Genomic DNA, 20,409 nt, shown 5'->3' on the forward strand with positions numbered 1-20,409 from the left:
TCATCTATAGAAGGTAAAGGGCATCAGGCCCGCGCACTCTCGTTGCCGTTGACCGTTGCTGGCACCGATGCACTCGAAGCTTCGAGGCTACGTCCACGGGTTTCCGGCAGACAAAGTGCCGCGATCACCGCCACGCCGTAGGCAATCCCAGCGTCGATGCCAATCGCCGAACCCAAGGACATGGAGTCGCTCATGTGACCGACCAGGAACGGGAATACTGCAGAGAGCACCCGGCCAAAGTTGTAGCAGAAACCGACACCGGCACCGCGTACATCCGCTGGGTACAACTCGTTGAACAGCGCACCAAGACTCGCAGGAATGCCTGCCGCGAAGAAGCCGAGCGGGAACCCCAGAAACAGCATCTGGGTATTGGTCAGCGGCAGGAACACATAACACTGCACGGTGACGACACAGCACAACGCGAACAACACGATGTTTTTGCGGCGGCCAATACGGTCGATCAAGAATCCGCTAACAACGCAGCCACACCAGAAGGCAAAGATGATCACGGCCAGGTAGCCACCGGAGTTCAGCACCGACAGGTTGCGTTCGGTCTTGAGGAATGTCGGCAGCCAAGTCATCACCGCGTGGTATCCGCCATGTGCGCCCAAGCCCAACAACCCGCCGAACAGCGTTACGCGGAGCAGTTCAGGTCGGAAAATACCGGCCAGGGATTTGAAGAAGCTCTGTGGAATGGCGTGTTCTTTCTGCAAACGTTGGAAGCTGTCAGGCTCCTCGACATTACGCCGTACCCAGAGGATCAGGAACGAGGGCAGCAGGCCTACGATAAACATCACACGCCAGGCCATGTCTTGCGGTACGAACGTATAAATCAGCGCAAATACCCCGACCGCCAGCCCCCAACCGACCGCCCAGGCACTTTGCACAGTGCCCATCACTTTGCCGCGGTATTTCGGGTTGATGGTTTCGGCCATCAATACCGCGCCGGCGGCCCACTCACCGCCAATGCCGAAGCCTTGCAGTGCCTTGACCATCAGCAACTGATGGAACCCTGTGACGAAGGCGGACAGAAAGGTGAAGAAGGAGAACCACAGAATCATCCACTGCAACGTACGCACCCGGCCGTAGCGGTCGGACAACGTCCCCCCTACCCATCCGCCGATGGCCGAAGTGACCAGCGTGGCGCCGCTGATCAGCCCGGCATCGCCCTTGGTCAGTGCGAACGCAGCGATCAACGCCGGAATGGCCAGGCCGAACATTTGTACTTCCAGAGCATCCAGCGACCATCCGCCGAAGCAGGCCCAGAACGTTTTGCGCTCCCGAGGAGTGACTTGGCGATACCAGCTGAACATGATTTCTTATCCTTATAAGTGAAACGTGAGGCAGCCGAAAGCGAACCGCGCCGCTACGAGGCCAGGCATGGCAAGCAAGACGATGAAGACGGCGCAGATCAGGCGCCGATGAGCGATCCGCTATTGAGGCAAGGCGCTAGCGAATATCCACGCTGTAACGGAAATGCTCGGCATGCCCACGGGAGCGACGCCATTCCAGAGGCGTCCCGGCGTAGTCACGCGCCAGACGCTCGATCACCACCACGGGACTGTTGACCGGTACTTGCAGCAATCGCGCATGCACGTCGTTTACAGACTCGGCGGTGAGTGTTTCTTCGGCAGAAGCGACGACCTGACCGCAGACTTCTTCGTAAATCGGATACAACAGCGGCCCTTTTCGACTCAGGTCGATCTCCAGCAGCGGCTGAAACCGGCTGCGAGGTAGCCAGATTTCTTCGGCAAGTACCGGCTGAACATCGAGAAGACGTACGCGAACAATGCGAATAACCGGTGCGTCGATTGGCAGGCCTAACGTTTGGGCCACCGCCGAGGGTGCGGCCACCGGCTCAATCGACAAGATGCGACTCTCCGGCACCTGGCGCTCGCCCGCAGCGGTCTGGAAGCGGAAAAATCGGAACAGTGACGATTGAAACTGCGGCCGGCGAACGAAGGTGCCTCGACCTTGCTGACGCTCAAGAACGCCCTCACTGACCAGCGCGTCAACCGCTTTGCGTACGGTGCCAGTGGACAGTTGGTACTCCGCTGAAAGTGCAGCCTCGGTGGGAATGGCCTCCCCGGGACGCCAACGATTGTTGGCAATCTGTTCAGCCAACTGATCTCGCAGGCGCTGATAAAGCGGTAGCCGGACATCACTGGATAAGGAGTTCATCGACTTTATTCACCTTGTTATATAGTCATATATATGAATCTTGAGGCGAGTATTCTCCTGATGCATTTTTCTGTCAACAAGGGTTGCTGATCTCGCTGACGAAAGGTGGGTGAGCCTAGGTCAACTGGAATGCCCCTCTGCCTCAATCCGAGAGAGCCCTACCCGCTCAGCCTGTTCTAAAATCTCCTCTGGCGTCGCGTCCGTAGTGGGCTTGATCTGGACTATGTGATTCAGTCCGGCACGCTTAAAGGTGTCGGATTTGGATGGCGCAACGGCAAGTCCAACAGCGAGGCGGCGCGTGACCAGGACCAGAATCGCTTGATCGTGAGCTACAGCATTCCGCTGCTTTAGCCAATCGACATCACGATATCGCGCACTTGGTAATCGCTGGCCCGGCCGCTTTACTTCAGCGCTGACGCAGAGTCAGCGTTTTATTGGCAGCCACCCGACATGTAAGCGTCAGGCGGCTCCGGCAATGCGGCAAGCATGTCTTGCAGTCCGGCGGCCCATTGCATACGGATACGCATGAAATACGGGTCGTCGGCCGTGATGCGATAACTTTTTGCACCACCAAAACTGTCTTTTCTGAACACCAGCAGATCCAGCGGCATACCCACCGACAGGTTGCTGCGCATGGTCGAGTCGAACGAGATCAGCCCGCAGCGCAGGCCCTCTTCGAGTGATGTGCGGTACGTGAGGTTGCGATCGAGTATCGGCCTGCCGTACTTGCTTTCACCCAATTGCAGGAAAGGCGTGTCCTCCGTCGCCTGAATGAAGTTGCCTTGCGGGTAAATGCTGTACACATCCATCGCCCCCTCCGCGATCTGCCCGCCCACCAGAAAAGAGCAACTCAAGTCGGTCTTGCCGGCCAACTTGGTACGGTCCCGGGCGACGACTTCGCGAACGGTTTCGGCCACCAGCACAGTGGCGTCATAGAGTGTGCGGACATTCAACAGGTGCGAGCCAGGCCCGCTGCAACGCTGCTTGAGCAAGTTCACCACCGATTGCGAGGTGGCCAGATTGCCCGCGGTCTGCAACACAATCAGCCGTTCGCCCGGCGTGCTGAAAATAAACAACTTACGAAACGTTGAAATCTGGTCGATACCGGCATTGGTCCGTGAGTCGGAGATGAACACCATCCCGTCGGCCAGGTGCATAGCGACGCAATAAGTCATTTGCGCTTACTCGTGAATTCTGGATGAAAGGCCATACCGTCTCCCCGACGGCATGGCCAATTACGATGAACGTTTCAGGCTTATTGGTGCTGAACCTGAAACAGCGACGTTACCTGTACCCGCGCCAGCATCGACTCGGCCCCGCCACCACGACGCATGCCACGTACCGGGCAGGCGTCGAGGTAGTCCAGGCCCACCGCCAGTTTCAGATGGCGTTCGGGCCGGGCCAGCCGGTTGGTGACATCGAAGCTGTACCAACCATCGTCGAGCCAGGCTTCGGCCCACGCATGGCTGGCCAAGTGGTTTTCATCTTCGGTGCACAAGTAACCGGAGACATAACGCGCAGGAATCCCCAGGCTACGGGCGCAGGCCAGGAAGGCGTGAGTGTGGTCCTGACAGACCCCGCCTCCGCCCGCAAACGCCTCGGCGGCCGTGGTGTCCACGGTGGTTGCGCCCGGGTTGTAGACCATACGGTCGGCCAGGCCGTGCATCAGGTCGATCAACGCCATTCGATCACGCCGTATGCCGCAGTGCTGCACGGCGAAGGCATTCAGGGCATCGTCCGCTATCGTCAGCTTACTGGTGCGCAAAAACGGCAAAGGCGATTGGCTGTCGCGCTCCAGCTCACGGTCCGAGTCGATATCCACCTGACCATAAGCTGTCAGTACCAAGGCCCCATGGGGTTCGTCCATCGTCAACACATGCAGGATGTTGCCGTACGGATCGAACTGGCTGCGCACCAGGCGCGGCAGTTCCAGGTGCCATTCCAGGATGCGCTGGCGTTCACTGTTCTGCGGCGTCAGACGCAGGAACTGAATGCTGGTGCAGACTTCATCGGCGTAGCTGTAGGTGGTGTCGTGACGTATGGACAGTTTCATACGGCCTCCAGATAGGACTCGTGAACGGTCTGGCCGAGATGGCGAACCTGGGAGATGAAGTCAGTCAGCCAAAGGTGCAGACCGAAGCCGAGAATCTCGTCGATACCGGTGTAGCGCAGCCGAGCATTCAACTCGGCGGCCAACCGCTGGGCGGCCCGCCCGTTGCTGCCCGGCAGGCTGGCGAGGATATGGTCCAGTTCCTCGATACAGGCGTGCAACGAACGCGGGACGTCGCTACGCAACAACAGCATCTCGGAGACCTGCTCGGCGCCCGGCGCATTGCGGTAGATCTCGTTGAACGCCTCGAAGGACGACAAGGCTCGCAGCAAGGCACTCCACTGGTAGTAGCCGCGCGCGGAGTTGTCACTCACCTCCTCCGACTCCTCGCCGAACATTTCGTAGCGTGCATCCAGCAGGCGCAGCGTGTTGTCTGCCCGCTCAAGGAAAGTCCCCAGGCGAATGAAGCAGTAGGCATCGTTGCGCATGATGGTGCCCGAGGTCGCACCGCGGAACAGGTGCGAACGCTCCTTGACCCACTCGCAGAAATGGCTGATGCCATAGCGCGCCAGACCATTGCTGGCGATGTTGCGCATCTCCAGCCAGGTGGCGTTGATGTTCTCCCACATGTCGGCGGTGATGCGTCCGCGCACGGCATGAGCATTGGCTCGCGCGGCTTGCAAACAGCAATAGATACTCCCGGGGTTGGTTTCATCCAGCGCGAAGAAGTGCAACATGCGTTCGGTGTTGAGCTCTCCATAACGCTCGTTGTAATCGTCCAGCGTACCGGCGGCGAGCAGCGACATTGCCAGTTCGGCGCGGCCATCGGTACGCCCCGCCTGAGGCATCAACGACAACGAGTAACTGACTTCGAGCATGCGCGCCAGGTTTTCGGCGCGCTCCAGGTAACGGGACATCCAGTAGAGGTCCGAAGCGGTTCTTGAAAGCATGTCTTAGTCCTCCACTACCCAAGTGTCTTTGGTGCCGCCGCCCTGAGACGAGTTCACCACCAGCGAGCCTTCGCGCAATGCCACGCGGGTCAGGCCACCGGGCACCAGACGGGTTTCTCTGCCCGACAGCACAAACGGGCGCAGGTCAATGTGGCGTGGAGCGATGCCGTTTTCGACAAAGGTCGGGCACGTCGACAGGCACAGGGTTGGTTGGGCGATATAAGCTTCGGGGCGTGCCTTGAGGCGCGCGCGGAAGTCTTCGATTTCCGCCGCCGTGGCCGCCGGGCCGACCAGCATGCCGTAGCCACCGGAGCCCTGGGTTTCCTTGACCACCAGCTCAGGCAGATTCGCCAACACATGGGACAACTCTTCCGGTTTGCGGCATTGCCAGGTAGGCACGTTCTTGAGGATCGGTTCCTCGGCAAGATAGAAGCGGATCATGTCGCCGACATAGGGATAGATCGACTTGTCGTCGGCCACGCCGGTGCCGACGGCGTTCGCCAGCACCACGTTGCCTGAGCGGTAAGCGGCAATCAGGCCCGGTACGCCGAGCATGGAGTCCGGGTTGAACGACAGTGGATCGAGATACGCATCGTCGAGACGGCGGTAAATGACGTCCACCTGTCTGGGGCCAGCGGTGGTGCGCATATAAACGTGATCGTCGCGGACAAACAGATCTGCGCCTTCAACCAGTTCTACGCCCATTTCACGGGCCAGGAACGCATGCTCGAAGTAAGCGCTGTTGAAGCGGCCCGGGGTCAGCACCACGGTCGTGGGATTGTCCAGCGGACTGGAGCTCCTCAAGGTGTCCAGCAGCAGGTTCGGGTAGTGATCGATGGGCGCCACACGCTGGGCGGCGAAGAGCTCGGGGAACAAACGCATCATCATCTTGCGGTCTTCAAGCATGTAGCTGACGCCGCTGGGAGTGCGCAGATTGTCTTCCAGTACGTAGTAGCTGCCATCGCCGTCGCGGACCAGATCGACCCCGGCGATGTGGGCGTAGAGGCCCCGGTGCAGATTCAGGCCCTGCATGGCGACCTGATAACCCTCATTGGCCAATACCTGTTCGGCCGGAATGATGCCCTCCTTGAGAATACGTTGCCCGTGGTAGATGTCGTCCAGGAACATGTTCAATGCCTGGACCCGCTGAATGCAGCCCTTCTCGACCATTTGCCATTCGCTGGCCTTGATGCTGCGCGGAATGATGTCGAACGGAATCAACCGTTCGGTGCCCTGCTCGTCCCCGTATAAAGTGAAGGTGATGCCGGCTCGGTGGAACAACAGGTCGGCTTCGCGACGACGTTGATCCAGTAACTCCAGAGGTGTGTCCGCCAACCAACGTGCGAACTCCTGGTAATGTGGGCGGCAGCCACCACTCGCATCATACATTTCGTTAAAAAAAGCTCGGGACATACCCTACTCCTTGCCGCGATACAGACGGCATTTTCTTATAACTTCGCTATTTCAATAAAATTAGGCCTTACGTTGTTTTAGTGAGTACTGTTTCTGTTGAGCACCTCAGTGTGCGTCGTTAACTTCCTGTCTCATTTGGAAACAAATTCCGCATGAATTCGGCAACCTCTTGACGCGTTCCGACGCCAGAGACTTGGCCTTTGCGGTTTGATTTCTGGCGCCCCATTTATAACGCTCCCCCATTATCTTTTTTCGATGAAAAACCACACTAGCGGTGGTTTGAAAGTACTTTTGCAAGGGCTGTGCCCAACTATTGTTACGACCGATAAAAACCGGAAAAACCCTTAGACAAGCCGGAATAGCGACACATCGTTTCATTTTTGAGACGAAAATCGATAAGACTACTGAAACGGTTTTTCCACTTGTAACTTGCACAACTCTGGATCGGACGAAAATGGTGCATTTGGCAACTGATTTGAGTTTTATGCCCTACAAGCGGGAAATTCCTACTCACTGTTTTTATTCTCCGTGTAATACAAGGCGTCCAGCGCGGCGCATTGATGAATACCGACGCACTATTAATGGTCAATAAAATGCACCCGGAGATGACGCCTGAAGCGAAGCTGCAAAGTAGTGAGGCATGGAGGACGGCCCGACACTGAGCCTTACCATCCGTACTACGCCAAAACCATATTCCACGCCCCGATGGCCAAGCTACAACGCAATAGGCATTGAGCTAGACAGTTGCTGTCCGACGCACGGCATCAGGCCGCGGGCAAACAGATCAGGATAGTTGATCCTGATCAATAGTTTGCCGGTTGATCGCGCACACGCTGTCGGGCACGCAACGACGCAATGCCATGGATTGCTCACCGCCAGCGTACTCAGAAAGCAAAGGATGAGCCTGCACACATCAGGATGATTGATTCCTGCCTTTTTGGAGCGCCGTCAATGAAGATTTATGTTGAAAAAGACCCTGCACAGAATTGTTGGTGGGTTCACATGGGTCTGTGGATGGCGAGCTTCCGCAGCCTTGATGGTGCCGAGTCTTTTGTCGAGAGATTGAACTCCCGAATCAATGCCCCGCACTCTCTGGAAATGATTACAAACCGTCCTTTGTGGCCGGGAACGATTTCCCGCAGCTCGCCTCTCGATCAGCACGATGAACCTCACTTGGCAAAGCCTGGGCCGAACGTATCAAGCAACTGTTGCCGTACCAGGTCAACACGGACTTGATGAAAGCCACCGGCAACCCGCCCCCCCCGGTTCATGCACTGCCTTCCGGCATTCGTTCTGTGAAATCCAAGCGTCCACGCGCGCTTTGCTTTCCCGGGAAATCCCGCCTGCGAAGCTCATTGGCGCGGGCTAACCCACTGGATAAATCACGAGATAACTTTCGACCGCATCGTCTATCGTTGGAAAAAACGCCGTTTCGCCCAGCTTGGCGAAAAGCCCGAATCGCTTTAGCTTGTCCTTGACCGGATCCTTCATCTCGGCCACGCACAACTTGATACCCGCCCCACGCAAGGTTTCATCGAGTTCAGCCAGCATATCGGCAGAAGTTACGTCCACGCTGGTGACCGGCTCCGACGCTACAACCAGCCAACGCACGGGCGAAGGCGATGTTGCCACGGCGTCCAGTACCCGGTCATTGAACAGCTCGGCATTGGCGAAAAACAAAGGCGCATCCCAGCGAAACAAAACCAGGCCTGGGATAAGGCGCGCGTCGGGATAGCGCTTGATATCGTGGTAACCCCGGATCTTTTCCGGGCTGCCCAGAACCGCCGAGTACGGGCGCCAGCCATCCCACAGGAACTCGATGACGGCGATCACGATGGCCAGGCCGATGCCCTCGATCGCGCCCAGTACGACCACACCGATGGTACAGACGATCGACAGCCAGAATTCCCAGCGCTGGATGCGATAGATTCGTCGCAGGTCGGTCACTTCGATCAGGCCGATGGCGGATGCGATCACCACTGCCGCCAATGCGCTGGTAGGCAGGTTCTGCAACAGGTTCGGCGCCACCATCAGCAATAAGGCAACGGCGATCGCACCGACGACACCGGTCAATTGGGTTTTCGCGCCTGCGGCCTCGGCGACGGGTGTCCGGGATGAACTGCTGCTGATTGGAAACCCCTGAAAAAGCCCGGCGGTCAGATTGGCGAAGCCGAGCCCGACCATTTCCTGGTTCGGGTCCACATAAGTACGAGTCCGCGCCGCATAGACACGAGAGAGCACACTGGTGTCGGCGAACGAAACGAGGGCGACGGCACAACCACCAATCAGGACGGGGACGATATCAGCCCTGGTGATCCAGGGAATGGCGAATGCTGGCAGCCCCTGTGGGAGCGATCCCAGGACCGACACCCCGGCGCGAGCTGCAAGGTCCAGTACACCAACGGCAACGGTCGCGCCTGCCACTGCGACCAGAATGCCCGGCACGCGTTTATTGCCCTTGAGTAGCAGGATCACCGACAGAGTACTTGCGCCCACCGTGAACGCGGCCCAGTTGGTTATCCCAGCCATCACTGCTGTAGCGATCTCCCATACATTTCTCAGCGGCCCGTCGGTTTCGATCGAAAAACCGAAAAACTTTGGCAGTTGACTGATCAATACCACCAGCGCAATCCCGTTCATGTATCCGTAGCGGATCGGTTTGGAAAGCAGCTCAGTAATGAAGCCCAGACGCGCGATGCCAGCCAGGATGCACACCACCCCCGAGACGATCGCCATCATGCCCGCGAGGGCGATTGCGCGATGCGGATCGCCGCCGGACAGTGGCAAGACGACGGCCAGGATGACAGCAGCCAGCGAAGAGTCTGGCCCAAGCACCAGAATCCGGCTGGGACCGAACAACGCATAAGCGAGTAATGGAACGATCGTTGCGTAGAGCCCATAAATACCGGGTACGCCCGATGCCACCGCATAGGCGATGCCGACGGGTATCAGCATAGTGGTGAGCACCAGTCCGGCCACGAGGTCGTGGCGCAACCAAATCATTTGGTATCCGCGCAACGTACGCAGTCCCGGGAACCAGCGGTCCCAGAGGGTCTGGCCGTCGTTCGACTTGCGGTGCGCAATCCGCCCCGGTTCCGGGACGGGAGGCACAATATCCGAATGACTCATGGCAATGCAGCCCTTGGCGGAGACTCGCTCGGCAATCCGTCAGAATTTTTCGGGAATTCGCCGCAACGGATAATCCGGCTCGCGATAACCGCCTGCCTTCTCTTGCAGACCGCTCATTCGTTTTATCCAGATCGCGTGGACGGCCCTTCTGCTCTTGACGTTTAACTCCATCAGGCCCCCGGTGAGTCTAGAACATGATCAGCGATCATGAGGGGCGTTCGCCCTGATGAAAAACCAGAGCGAATACCAACCGAATCGACCGTTGCAGGGTTGTCCTGCAACATAGAATCTCCCACAGGGTTTGGATCAACCTGGCTGTCAGGTCAGCAACACTTCGGCCCTGCCTTACCGCCGTAACGAGCCTCCTGGCGTTCGCGAAAGAACATCTCGTAGCTCATCACCGGCTTGTCCGGGTGTTCGGTTTGCATATGCTCGACGTAGTTGTCGTAGTCGGGCATGCCGACCATCAGGCGCGCGGCCTGACCGAGGTATTTACCGAGGCGACTCAGGTCATTGAACATTCTGCCCTCCTCGATCAAGCATCTGGCAGCGCATGGAATGGCGCTTCTTTATCCGTACGTTCTTTGGTGCCCCAGGCGGCGATACCGACCTTGAGCGCAAAGAACAGGATGCTGAACACCACGAGCAGGAACAACACCGTCAGCGTTGCGTTGGTGTAGGCGTTGTAGATCACATGCTGCATCTGCTCGATGCTCTTGGCCGGCGCCAGCACCTGACCGTTGGCCAGGGCATCGCTGTACTTCTTCGCCAGCGACAGGAAGCCGATCGCCGGGTTGGCGTCGAACAGCTTGATGAAGCCTGCAGTGGTGGTGCAGATCAGCAGCCATACCGCTGGCAGCATGGTCACCCACACATAGCGTTGGCGTTTCATTTTGATCAGCACAACGGTTGCCAACATCAGCGCGATACCGGCCAGCATCTGGTTGGAGATACCGAACAGTGGCCACAAGGTGTTGATCCCGCCCAACGGGTCGATCACGCCTTGGTACAGCAGGTAACCCCACATCGCCACGCAACCGGCGGTGGCGATCAGGTTGGCGGTCCAGGATTCGGTGCGTTTCAGCGCCGGCACGAAGGAGCCGAGCAAGTCCTGCAGCATGAAACGCCCGGCACGGGTACCGGCATCGACCGCAGTGAGGATGAACAGCGCTTCAAACAGGATCGCGAAGTGGTACCAGAACGCCATGGTGTTTTCACCCGGCAGCACGTGGTGCAGGATCTGCGCGATACCGACCGCCAGGGTCGGCGCACCGCCGGCACGGGCCAGGATGGTGGTTTCACCGATGTCCTTGGCCACCGCTTGCAACGCTTCCGGGGTAATCGCGAAACCCCAGCTGCTGACTGTCTGTGCAACCGAAACAGCATCGGCGCCGACAAGGGCCGCCGGGCTGTTCATGGCGAAATAGACACCCGGTTCGATCACCGAAGCGGCCACCATCGCCATGATCGCCACGAAGGATTCCATCAGCATGCCGCCATAACCGATGTAACGGGCATGGCCTTCGCTGGCGAGCAGCTTCGGCGTGGTGCCGGAAGCGATCAGTGCGTGGAAACCGGACACTGCGCCACAGGCAATGGTGATGAACAGGAACGGGAACAGCCCACCCTTCCACACCGGCCCGGTGCCGTCGATGAACTGGGTCAATGCCGGCATTTTCAGCACGGGCATGGTGATCAGAATGCCGATCGCCAGGGCGACGATGGTGCCGATCTTGAGGAACGTGGACAGGTAATCACGCGGCGCCAGAATCAGCCATACCGGCAACACCGCCGCCACGAAACCGTAGCCGATCAGCATCCAGGTAATCTGCAGTCCAGTGAAGGTAAAGGCTTTGGCCCAGACCGGGTCAGCAGCAATTTGCCCGCCCAGCCAGATCGAACCGAGCAGCAACGCCACGCCGATCACCGAGATTTCACCAATACGGCCCGGACGGATGTAGCGCATGTAGATGCCCATGAACATCGCGATCGGGATGGTCGCCATCACCGTGAAAATGCCCCACGGGCTCTCGGCCAGGGCCTTGACCACGATCAGCGCCAGCACCGCGAGGATGATGATCATGATCAGGAAGCAGCCGAACAGCGCTATGGTCCCGGGGATGCGGCCCATTTCTTCACGGACCATGTCGCCCAGGGAACGGCCGTTGCGGCGAGTGGACATGAACAGGACCATGAAGTCCTGAACCGCACCGGCCAGCACCACGCCGGCAATCAGCCACAGCGTACCGGGCAGATAGCCCATCTGCGCCGCCAACACCGGACCGACCAGCGGCCCCGCGCCGGCAATGGCTGCGAAGTGATGACCGAAGAGTACGTGTTTATTGGTCGGCACATAGTCCAGACCATCGTTGTTGAGTACGGCGGGAGTGGCCCGATTGGGGTCGAGCTGCATCACCTTGGTGGCGATGAACAGGCTGTAATAGCGGTATGCGACGAGATAAATAGCGACGGCTGCGACTACGATCCAGAGGGCGTTGATGGCTTCGCCGCGGCGCAGGGCCACGACACTTAGCGCAAACGCTCCCAAGACAGCCACGGCAAACCAGGCGAGGTGTTTAGCCAGACGGGGCATAGCGTGTCTCCTGCCGACAGTCAGTGACTGCGGCGGTAATTATTATAATTGTGTCCGCTTTGCGGAGCGGGCCCAATATCCACCCATGCTGTCGACAAATAAATCCGCGTTACTACGTACGTGGCGTCTACGTAGTTCTACGTAGACGGTTTGTCATTCTGTCCAGCACCGCTACTGGAGGCGCGTATCTTTGGCATATGATGCCGGGCCTTCGCCCTCCCTCGGTCTGGCCAGGAGTAGAGATGCAGCTCAAACACAAAATCGTCGCGCTCGGCATTCTGCCGCTGGTGTTGGCGATCGCGGTCATCTGCGCGCTGGTGATTTCCCTGAACCGCCAATTGGGTGATCAACAGGCGCAACTGATCGAAGACAGCATTCTGGCCAGCAAGCGCGCAGAGCTGAAAAACTACGTTGAAATGGCACAAAGCCTGATCGCGCCGCTGTACGACAACGGCCGTGGTGACGAACACGCACAGCAACAAGTGCTGGAAGAACTGCGCAAGCTCAGTTTTGGCATCAATGGCTACTTCTTCGTCTACGACCGCGAAGGCCGCAGCCTGATGCACGCACGCCAGTCAGAGCTGGTGGGCCAATACCTGTGGGACATGAAAGACCCTCACGGCCTGCCGGTAATCCAGGCGTTGCTCAAAAGCGCGGCATCCGGCGAAGGCTTTCAACGTTACGCCTGGAACAAACCCTCTTCCGGCCAAGTGACCGACAAGCTCGCCTACGTAGTGATGCTCGATCGTTGGGGCTGGATGCTCGGCACCGGCATCTACCTTGAAGATGTTGAGCGCGCCACCCAACAAGCGCGTGCCGAGGTGGCTCAGGGCATCCGCACAACCATGCTGGCGATTGCCGCGGTGGCGCTTGTAGCGGTGCTGTTTGTGTTCGCCAGCGGCATGACGCTGAACGTCAGCGAACATCGCCTGGCCGACAAAAAGCTGCAGCGCCTGACCCAACGTATCGTCAGCCTGCAGGAGGAGGAGCGTTCGCGGGTTTCCCGAGAGCTGCACGACGGTATCAGCCAGTTGCTGGTCTCTATCAAGTTTCAGTTCGAACTGGCCAGCCATGTACTGGAGAATGGCCAAGACAAAGGCTTGAGCATTTTAAGAGACGCCACCGAGCGCCTGGGGGAAGCGATCGGCGAGGTTCGCAGCCTCTCCCACGACCTGCGCTCATCATTGCTCGACACCCTCGGCCTGCCGGCGGCAATCGGTCAACTCGCCGCCGAGTTCGAGCAACGCAGCGGTCTTGTTGTAACCTTCAACGATAACGAATTCGACTGTCACCTGGCCGATGGCGCCGCCGCCTCGCTGTTTCGCATTGTGCAAGAAGGCCTGACCAACATCGAACGCCACGCCCAGGCAAAACACGTCATCATTACCCTGCACGGCTGCGAAAAGTCCGTACGGTTGACGGTGATCGATGACGGCATAGGTTTCAATGTCGCCCAGGTCGAACGTCGCCAGGCCGGCATTGGCCTGCGCAATATCCGTGAGCGAGTCGAGCATTTTGGCGGTCGATTCGACCTGACCTCGATGCCGGGAAGAAGTGAACTGGACGTGCTGCTGCCGATGAAGCCACCCGGTACAGAACGCTGACTCACCCCATAACAATTAGAGTGAATGCCTGCGATGAACCTGCCCTACCCGATCCGCGTCGCCCTGGTCGACGATCACTCCCTGGTCCGCGATGGAATCAAATCGCTGCTGGCGGTCATGGCGCCGCTGGAAGTGGTGGGCGAAGCCGAGAATGGCGCCGATGCCATTGAGATGGTCGGGCGCTGTCAGCCGGATCTGTTGCTGGTCGACATCAGCCTGAAGGATATCAACGGGCTCGAGCTGACCCGGCTGTTGCGCAGCCAGTACCCGTCGCTCAAGGTGCTGGTGCTGAGCATGTACGACAACTACGAATACGTCAGTGAATCGGTTCGCTCGGGGGCCAGCGGCTATGTGCTGAAGAACGCGCCTTCACGGGAAATCATTGCGGCCATCGAAGCCATTGTCAGTGGTGGGACGTTCTACAGTGCCGAAATCGCCCAACGGCTCATCGCCGATAAAAGTACCGACAACGAACTGACACCACGCGAGAGCCAGGTGCTGTACAAAATGGCTCAGGGGTTGAACAACAAGGAAATGGCTCGCGAGCTGGACATCAGCGTCCGCACAGTGGAAACCCATCGCCTGAGCATCCGCCGCAAACTCAACATCGACAAACCCGCCGCCCTCGTAAAATACGCGATCGATCACGGGATCATCTCTCGTTAGAAGCACTCACACCGTACTCACGTTGACAACACGCGCCGTGCGGATAAACAAAGCACGCACCTTGTCCCAGAAATTCCCGCCCAGTACGAAAAAGCTGCCGACCAACATGGCATCGCCCAGCGCCTGGACCTGCCAGAGGTTCGGTCTCAGCCCCGGCCACAGTGTGTCCACGTAAGGCTCGAGAAAGGATGAAATCAGTGGCAGGCAAAACATCACCAGGCCAATTCGATGGCGAGCCGGGCCTACTTCCAGTTCAGTCGGTGCGAGCGTGGAAACGTAGCCAAACACGCTGCGCTTGAGTTGCTGAAAACCAGACTTGCCCATGACGGCGATGGCGAGGATCAGCAGAATCTTGTTGCTGATAAACAAAATGCCTGTCAGTGCCGCGATCTTTGGGCCGGGCACATCCGCAGCGGCGGCGAGCGGCACCAACAGCCAGGCGAGCACTGTCAAACTGAGAATCCCGATGCCTGCTTTGAAACGCCAACCGGTAGAGCTGGGGGCAATCTCGTCCTGGGGACTGGTCATGGTCTTCGTACCCTTCTTATTCACCCGAATGAATAACTTTCAAAAGCGTAGCAGTTGCTCAATGCCCTGTTTGTCAAACATGACTTTGTGTTTGCCTTGGCTGTACTAACCTAATCAAAACCGGTTCAAACCCGCCCAACAGCCAGGGCATTCAACATTGGGGACGCTCGGATGAGGTTTTCCCGTGACCAACTTACAGTACTGCGATGCTGACGCGCCCGGGTCCGCTGCTTCTACTGAGTGCCCTCGCTCTTGGCGGTTGCGTGCGTCTGGGACCGGATTTCCAGGCCCCGGGCGAGGCCTGGACAAAACGCTGGAGCAGCCCTGCGCTTGAACAGGCCAGCCAAAGACGCGCCTATCCCGATGTGCGCCAGTGGTGGCAAGTGTTCGCTGACCCGGTCCTCGACGGGCTGATCGCCGAAGCGGATGCGCACAATTCCAACCTGAAAATTGCCGGCCTTCGTGTCATGGAAGCCCGTGCCCGGTTGGGGATTGCCCAAAGCGGACGCTATCCGCAACTGCAGCAGGCCAGCGCCGAGAGCTTGTACATCAACCGTCGGCAATACGGCGGCAACAACCCGCAAGACAGCCATTTCTGGCAACACAGCGTGGGTTTTGATGTCGGTTGGGAACTGGACTTCTGGGGACGTTTCAGTCGGGCCATCGAGTCGTCAGATGCCAGTTACTTTGCGGCTCAAGCCAATTATGAAGACGCACTGGTACTGCTGCGTGCTCAAGTGGCCGACACTTACTTCTCATTGCGCACCACCGAAGCGCGTTTACGCGTCGCCCGGGAAAACGCCGAACAGCAAAAGCGCAACTTTGAAATCACCGAGAAACTGTTCAACAGTGGCCAGAGCGCCGAGCTCGATTTGCAACAAGCCAAGACCCAGTACCTCGGCACCTTGAGCAGCATTCCGGAGCTTGAAGGGCAAGTACTGCGCACCCGCAACGCATTGGCCGTACTGATCGGACAGCCGCCCAACGCCCTGCCCCAATTGCTCGAAAACCAGGGACTGATTCCGCTGGTAGACCGTGCCGTGCTGCAAGACGTACCCGCCAGCCTGCTGTTGCGTCGACCGGACGTACGCGCCGCCGAACTCAACGTCGCCGCCCAATCGGCACTGATCGGCGTGGCAGAAACCGACTTCTATCCATCGCTGACCTTGCTCGGCAGCATCGTCTGGTCGACCGACACGCTGAAGGGCACCTCCAACAGCCTGGACCTGATCGGCGGCCCCAGTTTGCGCTGGAACCTGTTTGATCACGGTCAGATCAGCAACAACGTGCGGGTGCAGGATGCGCGATTGCAGCAGCTGATCGAGGTTTATCGCGACAAAGTCCGCGAGGCTGCACGCGAAGCCGATGATGCCGCCAGCGGCCTGAGCAAATCACTGGAACGCGAGCGCATCCTGAGTGAAGCGCAGGTCGCCGCCAAGCGCTCGCTGAGTTTGGCCAACAGCCAATACCGCGAAGGCTACTCGGACTTCCAGCGGGTGCTGGATGCCCAACGCGCATTGCTCGAACAACAGGACAATTACCTGATCAGCCGCAGCAGTGCCGTGAGCAACCTGATCGCCCTGTACAAAGCCCTCGGCGGTGGCTGGTACAGCGCCCTGCCAACCGTCGACCCAGGCACGCGCCAACAAATGGAACACCGCACCGACTGGGGCGACCTGCTGCATGAACCAGTCCCTTCGCCAGCCCCCTCTTCCACGTCAGACAAGGTCAAAGCCGATGAGTGAACCCTCACCGCCCGCCACTGAAGCGCCCTCTTCCAAGGCGCCCGAACCGGCTGCCGATCCGGCAAAAAAAGGCATCAAATGGGTGCTGCTGCTGATCGTCCTGAGCCTGGCCTGGTACCTGTTGGCTGACCGTTTCACGCCGTATACGCAACAGGCTCGGGTCGGTGCCTTTGTGATTCCGGTGACGGCCGAGGTGGCCGGTCAGGTGATCCGCGTGAATGTGCGCAACAACCAGGACGTCAAGGCCGGCGATGTGCTGTTCGAGGTCGATCAGCAGCCCTATCAAATAGCCGCCGACCGCGCACGCGCGGATCTTGAGTCTACCCGCCGGCAGATCGGTGCCAGCACTGCCGGCATTGCCTCCGCGCAAGCCTCGTTGCGGGCGGCCCAGGCCAATGAACTCAAGGCCCGGCAGGATAACGAACGCCTTGAAAGCCTGTACCGCCAAGACCGCGGAACCATTTCCGTGCGCCTGCTGGAAGCTTCGCGGGCCAGCCGTGAGCAGGCCGTCAGCCAGGTCGCCGCGGCCCGTGCTGAAGTCCAGCGAGCACGGGAACAGGAAGGCGGCAGCGAGGAAGACAACGCGTTGTTACGCAGCGCCGCCACGGCATTGTCAAAAGCCGAACTCGACATGGCCAACACCCAGGTCCGCGCGCGCTCGGCGGGTTTGATTACTGACCTGCGCACCGACGTCGGGCAATTCGCCGCGGTCGGCACGCCGGTCATGACCTTGATTGCCATTCACGATGTGTGGATCAGTGCGGACATGACCGAGAACAACCTGGGGCGGGTCAAGCCTGGAACTCCGGTGGCGATCGTGCTGGACGCGCTGCCGGGCGAGGTCTTCGAGGGGCGGGTGCGCAGCGTCGGCTACGGCGTCAGCGTGGGGCAGACGCCGGCGCCGGGCACCTTGCCCAGTGTGCAAAACAGTCGCGACTGGTTGCGTCCGGCCCAACGCTTCCCGGTGATCATCGAATTTTCTGACGAGGCGATGCAGGTGCTACGTGACAGTCGCGCCATTCGTGCCGGCGGCCAGGCCGAAGTCATGGCCTTTCCTGCGCAGAATAATCCGCTGAATCCCTTGGGACGCCTGTTTTTCTGGCTGATGAGTTGGTTGTCTTATGCCTACTGATCGCCCGCCCGGATTCCAACGGGCGCCGCGTCTGGCCGTCGGCACGGCGCTGTGCCTGGCCATCAGCTTCGGCCTGGCACTGCCGATTCCGTTTATTGCGCCGGTGCTTTGCGTGTTGCTGTTGGCCACGCTTAACAAACCCCTGCCATTCAAGGCAGGCGTGATGCTGGCAGTGGTTGCGATGCTGACCACCGGCATCGGGCTGTTACTGATCCCGGTCCTGCGTTATTACCCCCTCAGTGGCGTGCTGCTGATCGGTGTCGGTCTGTTCCTGGCCTTTGGTTTCGGGCTGCGCGGCGGCAACACCTTGGTCGTGACCTTTCTGATCATCGGCCTGACGATGATTTCCTCGGCCGGCGTTGCCGAGTTCGATCTGGCGATAATGGTCATCGGTGCCCTGGTCAAGGCCTTGCTCCTCGCCGTCATCGTCGTCGCGATCAGTCACTGGCTGTTTCCCGACCCGGCCAATGCACCCTTGCCACCTGTCGCCAGCGCTATGCCGGCGCAAGAAGTGCCAAGGATAGCGCTGCGTGCCACCCTGATCGTGATCCCAGCGTTCCTGTTGGCGCTGATCGACCCGGCCAGCTATCTGCCGATCATTTTGAAAGCGGTCAGTCTGGGCCAGCAGAGTTCGACGGTAACGACGCGCAACGCCAGTCGCGAACTGCTCGGCTCGACCTTGATGGGCGGGCTGTTGGCCATTATGTTCTGGTGCGCGCTCAGCCTGTTCGTGCACTTGTGGATGTTCTTTCTGTGGATGCTGCTGTTCGGCTTGCTGTTGGCGCGCAAGCTCTATGCCCTGAGTCCGACTCGACAAACCCCGGGGTTCTGGCTCAACAGCCTGGTCACGCTGATCATCCTGCTGGGCCAGTCGGTGCAGGACAGTCTTGCCGGCAAAGACGTCTATACCGCCTTCGCCGTGCGCATGGGGTTGTTTATCGCCCTCACGCTCTATGCCGACCTGATGGTTCACCTGATTGAACAGCGGCAGCGAACGCCCGGTGCTCAGGGCGTTACCTGATAACCCCGCCCTTGCAGGCAGCTGGTATAGGCGGTTGAACTGGTCGACGCGTTGGTCTGTTGCTGCGCCCGACGCTCCTGACGCTGGCGCGCGCCACCAACCACTGCGCCCGCCGCTGCGGTTTGCCCGGCCCGGTTCTGGCGATATTCCTGTTTCACATCGTCGTCGACCCCCTCGTAAAACTCGTCATGCTGACGCCCCCGCACCTCAGCGCCCACCGCCCCGGCAGCGGCACCCACCGCAGCACCGCGCAGTCGCCCGCCCGAGGGTGGTGGGGTTGAGGAACTCTGACTCGCCGCGACGTTGCGGCAATCGTTGATGTCCAGCTGGGTTTGTTGCGAACTCTGCCCTTTCAACGGCACAACCGCTTCGGCCTGGACCTGCGTACAGGCCATCGACACTACGACACACAGACTGAAAGACGATAACCGACTCATGATGACCTCCGACAAGGTCCACTGTGTTGGCGGGCGAGCGTCTGGCTGGGAAGCTCCTGGAACAACGCTCGATAACTGCTGGAAAACCGCCCCAAATGCCAGAACGACCAGTGCATCGCCACTTGCGCGACTGTCGTGTCGCTGGCCGTTCGGCTGAGCAACTCACGGCGCGCACTGTTGAGCCGGCGCAAGCGCAACCAATGCGAGGGCGTCATCCCGGTGTACGCCTTGAACGCGTGCTGCAACTGACGCAACGAAACCCCGGCCACCTGGGACAGTTCCAGCAAGTTGAGGGTTTCTTCCGGGGTATCGGCGGCCCATTCGGCGACGCGCTTCATGATCGTTCGCTCTTCGGCCCGACGCTGCAAGCCTGCGCGATCCAGGCACACACAGGCGTTATCGAGGATGAACAAACAGTCCTCCAGCAACTGCTGGGTCAATGCCTCTTTGCTCGGCGGATCCAGCGTCTGCTCCAGTCGCGTCAAGGTGCCGCTCAACCAGCGGCTGAACAGCGCGTTCTGCCCGCAATTGAGCGGCGACATGAACAAGCCTTCGAGCCGCGCCACGTCCAGGCCATGCCGTTGAACGAATTGCGGCCCGAACACCACGGCGATTTCCTGGTAGTTCTCCGGGGTGATCCAGATGTTGCGGCTCTCGCCGTTCAACATGTACAGCGAGTTGTCGTTGCGATCGAAACAGAACGCCAGTGAACCTTCGGGGGCGCTGAAATTCTGCTCGACCCGGGTGTTCATCTGCTCTTCGTAAATCTCCACGCCTTGCAAGTCCAGATAGCGCACCCGCCCGGCGAAATGCCCCGGTGACATCTGCTGATAGTGCTGCACCCAACCCGGTGTGGCGCGGATCTGCTCAGCCACGTCGGCGGTGTTGAAGGCTTGAACCTGTAACGGATTGCACGCTGTCATGGGGTGACCTTACGCACTCGTTTGGTGCGTTTTGGTG

Annotated in this window: 17 protein-coding genes and 2 pseudogenes; 7 read left to right on the top strand and 12 right to left on the bottom strand. The window is 59.2% G+C overall.

All coding sequences use genetic code 11. From position 1 onward, the window contains the following. Window positions 1-23: 23 nt before the first annotated feature. Window positions 24-1,313, bottom strand: a complete 1,290-nt coding sequence (locus tag AC1DQM_RS02925) for an MFS transporter (RefSeq protein WP_138867534.1) — start codon at window positions 1,311-1,313, stop codon at window positions 24-26. Between the two features lie 136 nt (window positions 1,314-1,449). Beyond that, a complete protein-coding gene (locus AC1DQM_RS02930; protein WP_111453331.1) occupies window positions 1,450-2,181 on the bottom strand; it encodes a GntR family transcriptional regulator in 732 nt (243 codons plus the stop codon). Between the two features lie 213 nt (window positions 2,182-2,394). On the opposite strand from AC1DQM_RS02930, the pseudogene AC1DQM_RS02935 reads away from it, so the two are divergent. After that, a pseudogene (locus AC1DQM_RS02935) lies at window positions 2,395-2,532 on the top strand (OprD family outer membrane porin); the annotation flags it as partial. A gap of 80 nt (window positions 2,533-2,612) precedes the next feature. On the opposite strand, the gene AC1DQM_RS02940 reads toward AC1DQM_RS02935, so the two are convergent. From AC1DQM_RS02940 to AC1DQM_RS02955, 4 genes are all read right to left on the bottom strand, one after another. Further along, window positions 2,613-3,356: a proteasome-type protease gene (locus AC1DQM_RS02940; RefSeq protein WP_138867533.1), complete on the bottom strand. Its 744-nt coding sequence runs from the start codon at window positions 3,354-3,356 to the stop codon at window positions 2,613-2,615. A gap of 80 nt (window positions 3,357-3,436) precedes the next feature. Beyond that, window positions 3,437-4,234 carry a transglutaminase family protein gene (locus tag AC1DQM_RS02945; RefSeq protein WP_138867532.1) on the bottom strand — a complete coding sequence of 266 codons (798 nt, stop codon included), beginning with the start codon at window positions 4,232-4,234 and terminating at the stop codon, window positions 3,437-3,439. Beyond that, window positions 4,231-5,181: an alpha-E domain-containing protein gene (locus AC1DQM_RS02950; RefSeq protein ID WP_019578892.1), complete on the bottom strand. Its 951-nt coding sequence runs from the start codon at window positions 5,179-5,181 to the stop codon at window positions 4,231-4,233. The genes AC1DQM_RS02945 and AC1DQM_RS02950 overlap by 4 nt, the downstream gene beginning before the upstream one ends. Before the next feature lie 3 nt (window positions 5,182-5,184). After that, window positions 5,185-6,594 (bottom strand): circularly permuted type 2 ATP-grasp protein, encoded by a 1,410-nt coding sequence (locus AC1DQM_RS02955; RefSeq protein ID WP_138867531.1) that lies wholly within the window; start codon window positions 6,592-6,594, stop codon window positions 5,185-5,187. 1,178 nt (window positions 6,595-7,772) lie between these two features. On the opposite strand from AC1DQM_RS02955, the pseudogene AC1DQM_RS02960 reads away from it, so the two are divergent. Then, window positions 7,773-7,884 (top strand): annotated as a pseudogene (locus AC1DQM_RS02960) (ornithine carbamoyltransferase); the annotation flags it as partial. Window positions 7,885-7,959: 75 nt separating this feature from the next. On the opposite strand, the gene AC1DQM_RS02965 reads toward AC1DQM_RS02960, so the two are convergent. The 3 genes from AC1DQM_RS02965 to AC1DQM_RS02975 all read right to left on the bottom strand — a co-directional run bounded on the left by AC1DQM_RS02965 (window position 7,960) and on the right by AC1DQM_RS02975 (window position 12,316). Continuing rightward, window positions 7,960-9,723: a SulP family inorganic anion transporter gene (locus tag AC1DQM_RS02965; protein ID WP_138867530.1), complete on the bottom strand. Its 1,764-nt coding sequence runs from the start codon at window positions 9,721-9,723 to the stop codon at window positions 7,960-7,962. Between the two features lie 323 nt (window positions 9,724-10,046). After that, window positions 10,047-10,244: a YbdD/YjiX family protein gene (locus AC1DQM_RS02970; protein WP_007938220.1), complete on the bottom strand. Its 198-nt coding sequence runs from the start codon at window positions 10,242-10,244 to the stop codon at window positions 10,047-10,049. Between the two features lie 14 nt (window positions 10,245-10,258). Next, window positions 10,259-12,316 (bottom strand): carbon starvation CstA family protein, encoded by a 2,058-nt coding sequence (locus AC1DQM_RS02975; protein WP_138867529.1) that lies wholly within the window; start codon window positions 12,314-12,316, stop codon window positions 10,259-10,261. Window positions 12,317-12,558: 242 nt separating this feature from the next. Here AC1DQM_RS02975 and AC1DQM_RS02980 point away from each other — a divergent pair, with 242 nt between their 5' ends. Together AC1DQM_RS02980 and AC1DQM_RS02985 are read left to right on the top strand one after the other, a co-directional pair. Beyond that, the gene (locus AC1DQM_RS02980; protein WP_018925860.1) at window positions 12,559-13,920 is read left to right on the top strand and encodes a cache domain-containing protein; all 1,362 of its coding nucleotides are present in this window, start codon (window positions 12,559-12,561) and stop codon (window positions 13,918-13,920) included. A 33-nt stretch (window positions 13,921-13,953) separates the two neighbouring features. Next, entirely contained in the window at window positions 13,954-14,586 is a 633-nt protein-coding gene (locus tag AC1DQM_RS02985) for a response regulator (RefSeq protein ID WP_018925859.1), read from the top strand. A 6-nt stretch (window positions 14,587-14,592) separates the two neighbouring features. Here AC1DQM_RS02985 and AC1DQM_RS02990 read toward each other — a convergent pair whose 3' ends face one another. Beyond that, window positions 14,593-15,114, bottom strand: coding sequence for a transporter suffix domain-containing protein (locus tag AC1DQM_RS02990; RefSeq protein WP_019578884.1), 522 nt, complete (start codon window positions 15,112-15,114; stop codon window positions 14,593-14,595). A gap of 206 nt (window positions 15,115-15,320) precedes the next feature. Between AC1DQM_RS02990 and AC1DQM_RS02995 the strand changes: the two genes are divergently transcribed. The 3 genes from AC1DQM_RS02995 to AC1DQM_RS03005 are packed head-to-tail and all read left to right on the top strand — an operon-like array spanning window position 15,321 to window position 19,012. Continuing rightward, a complete protein-coding gene (locus AC1DQM_RS02995; RefSeq protein WP_138867528.1) occupies window positions 15,321-16,859 on the top strand; it encodes an efflux transporter outer membrane subunit in 1,539 nt (512 codons plus the stop codon). Then, window positions 16,852-17,991 carry an HlyD family secretion protein gene (locus AC1DQM_RS03000; protein WP_111453324.1) on the top strand — a complete coding sequence of 380 codons (1,140 nt, stop codon included), beginning with the start codon at window positions 16,852-16,854 and terminating at the stop codon, window positions 17,989-17,991. Before AC1DQM_RS02995 ends, AC1DQM_RS03000 begins: the two co-directional genes overlap by 8 nt. Then, a complete protein-coding gene (locus AC1DQM_RS03005) occupies window positions 17,981-19,012 on the top strand; it encodes a DUF2955 domain-containing protein (RefSeq protein ID WP_192379120.1) in 1,032 nt (343 codons plus the stop codon). Before AC1DQM_RS03000 ends, AC1DQM_RS03005 begins: the two co-directional genes overlap by 11 nt. Here AC1DQM_RS03005 and AC1DQM_RS03010 read toward each other — a convergent pair. Both AC1DQM_RS03010 and AC1DQM_RS03015 read right to left on the bottom strand, forming a co-directional pair. Continuing rightward, window positions 18,997-19,449 carry a YMGG-like glycine zipper-containing protein gene (locus AC1DQM_RS03010; RefSeq protein ID WP_138867526.1) on the bottom strand — a complete coding sequence of 151 codons (453 nt, stop codon included), beginning with the start codon at window positions 19,447-19,449 and terminating at the stop codon, window positions 18,997-18,999. The two genes, AC1DQM_RS03005 and AC1DQM_RS03010, sit on opposite strands and share 16 nt — an antisense overlap. Further along, window positions 19,446-20,372, bottom strand: a complete 927-nt coding sequence (locus AC1DQM_RS03015; RefSeq protein ID WP_019578879.1) for a helix-turn-helix domain-containing protein — start codon at window positions 20,370-20,372, stop codon at window positions 19,446-19,448. The genes AC1DQM_RS03010 and AC1DQM_RS03015 overlap by 4 nt, the downstream gene beginning before the upstream one ends. Window positions 20,373-20,409: the final 37 nt, after the last annotated feature.

The organism is Pseudomonas sp. 01L34, assembly GCF_056400265.1.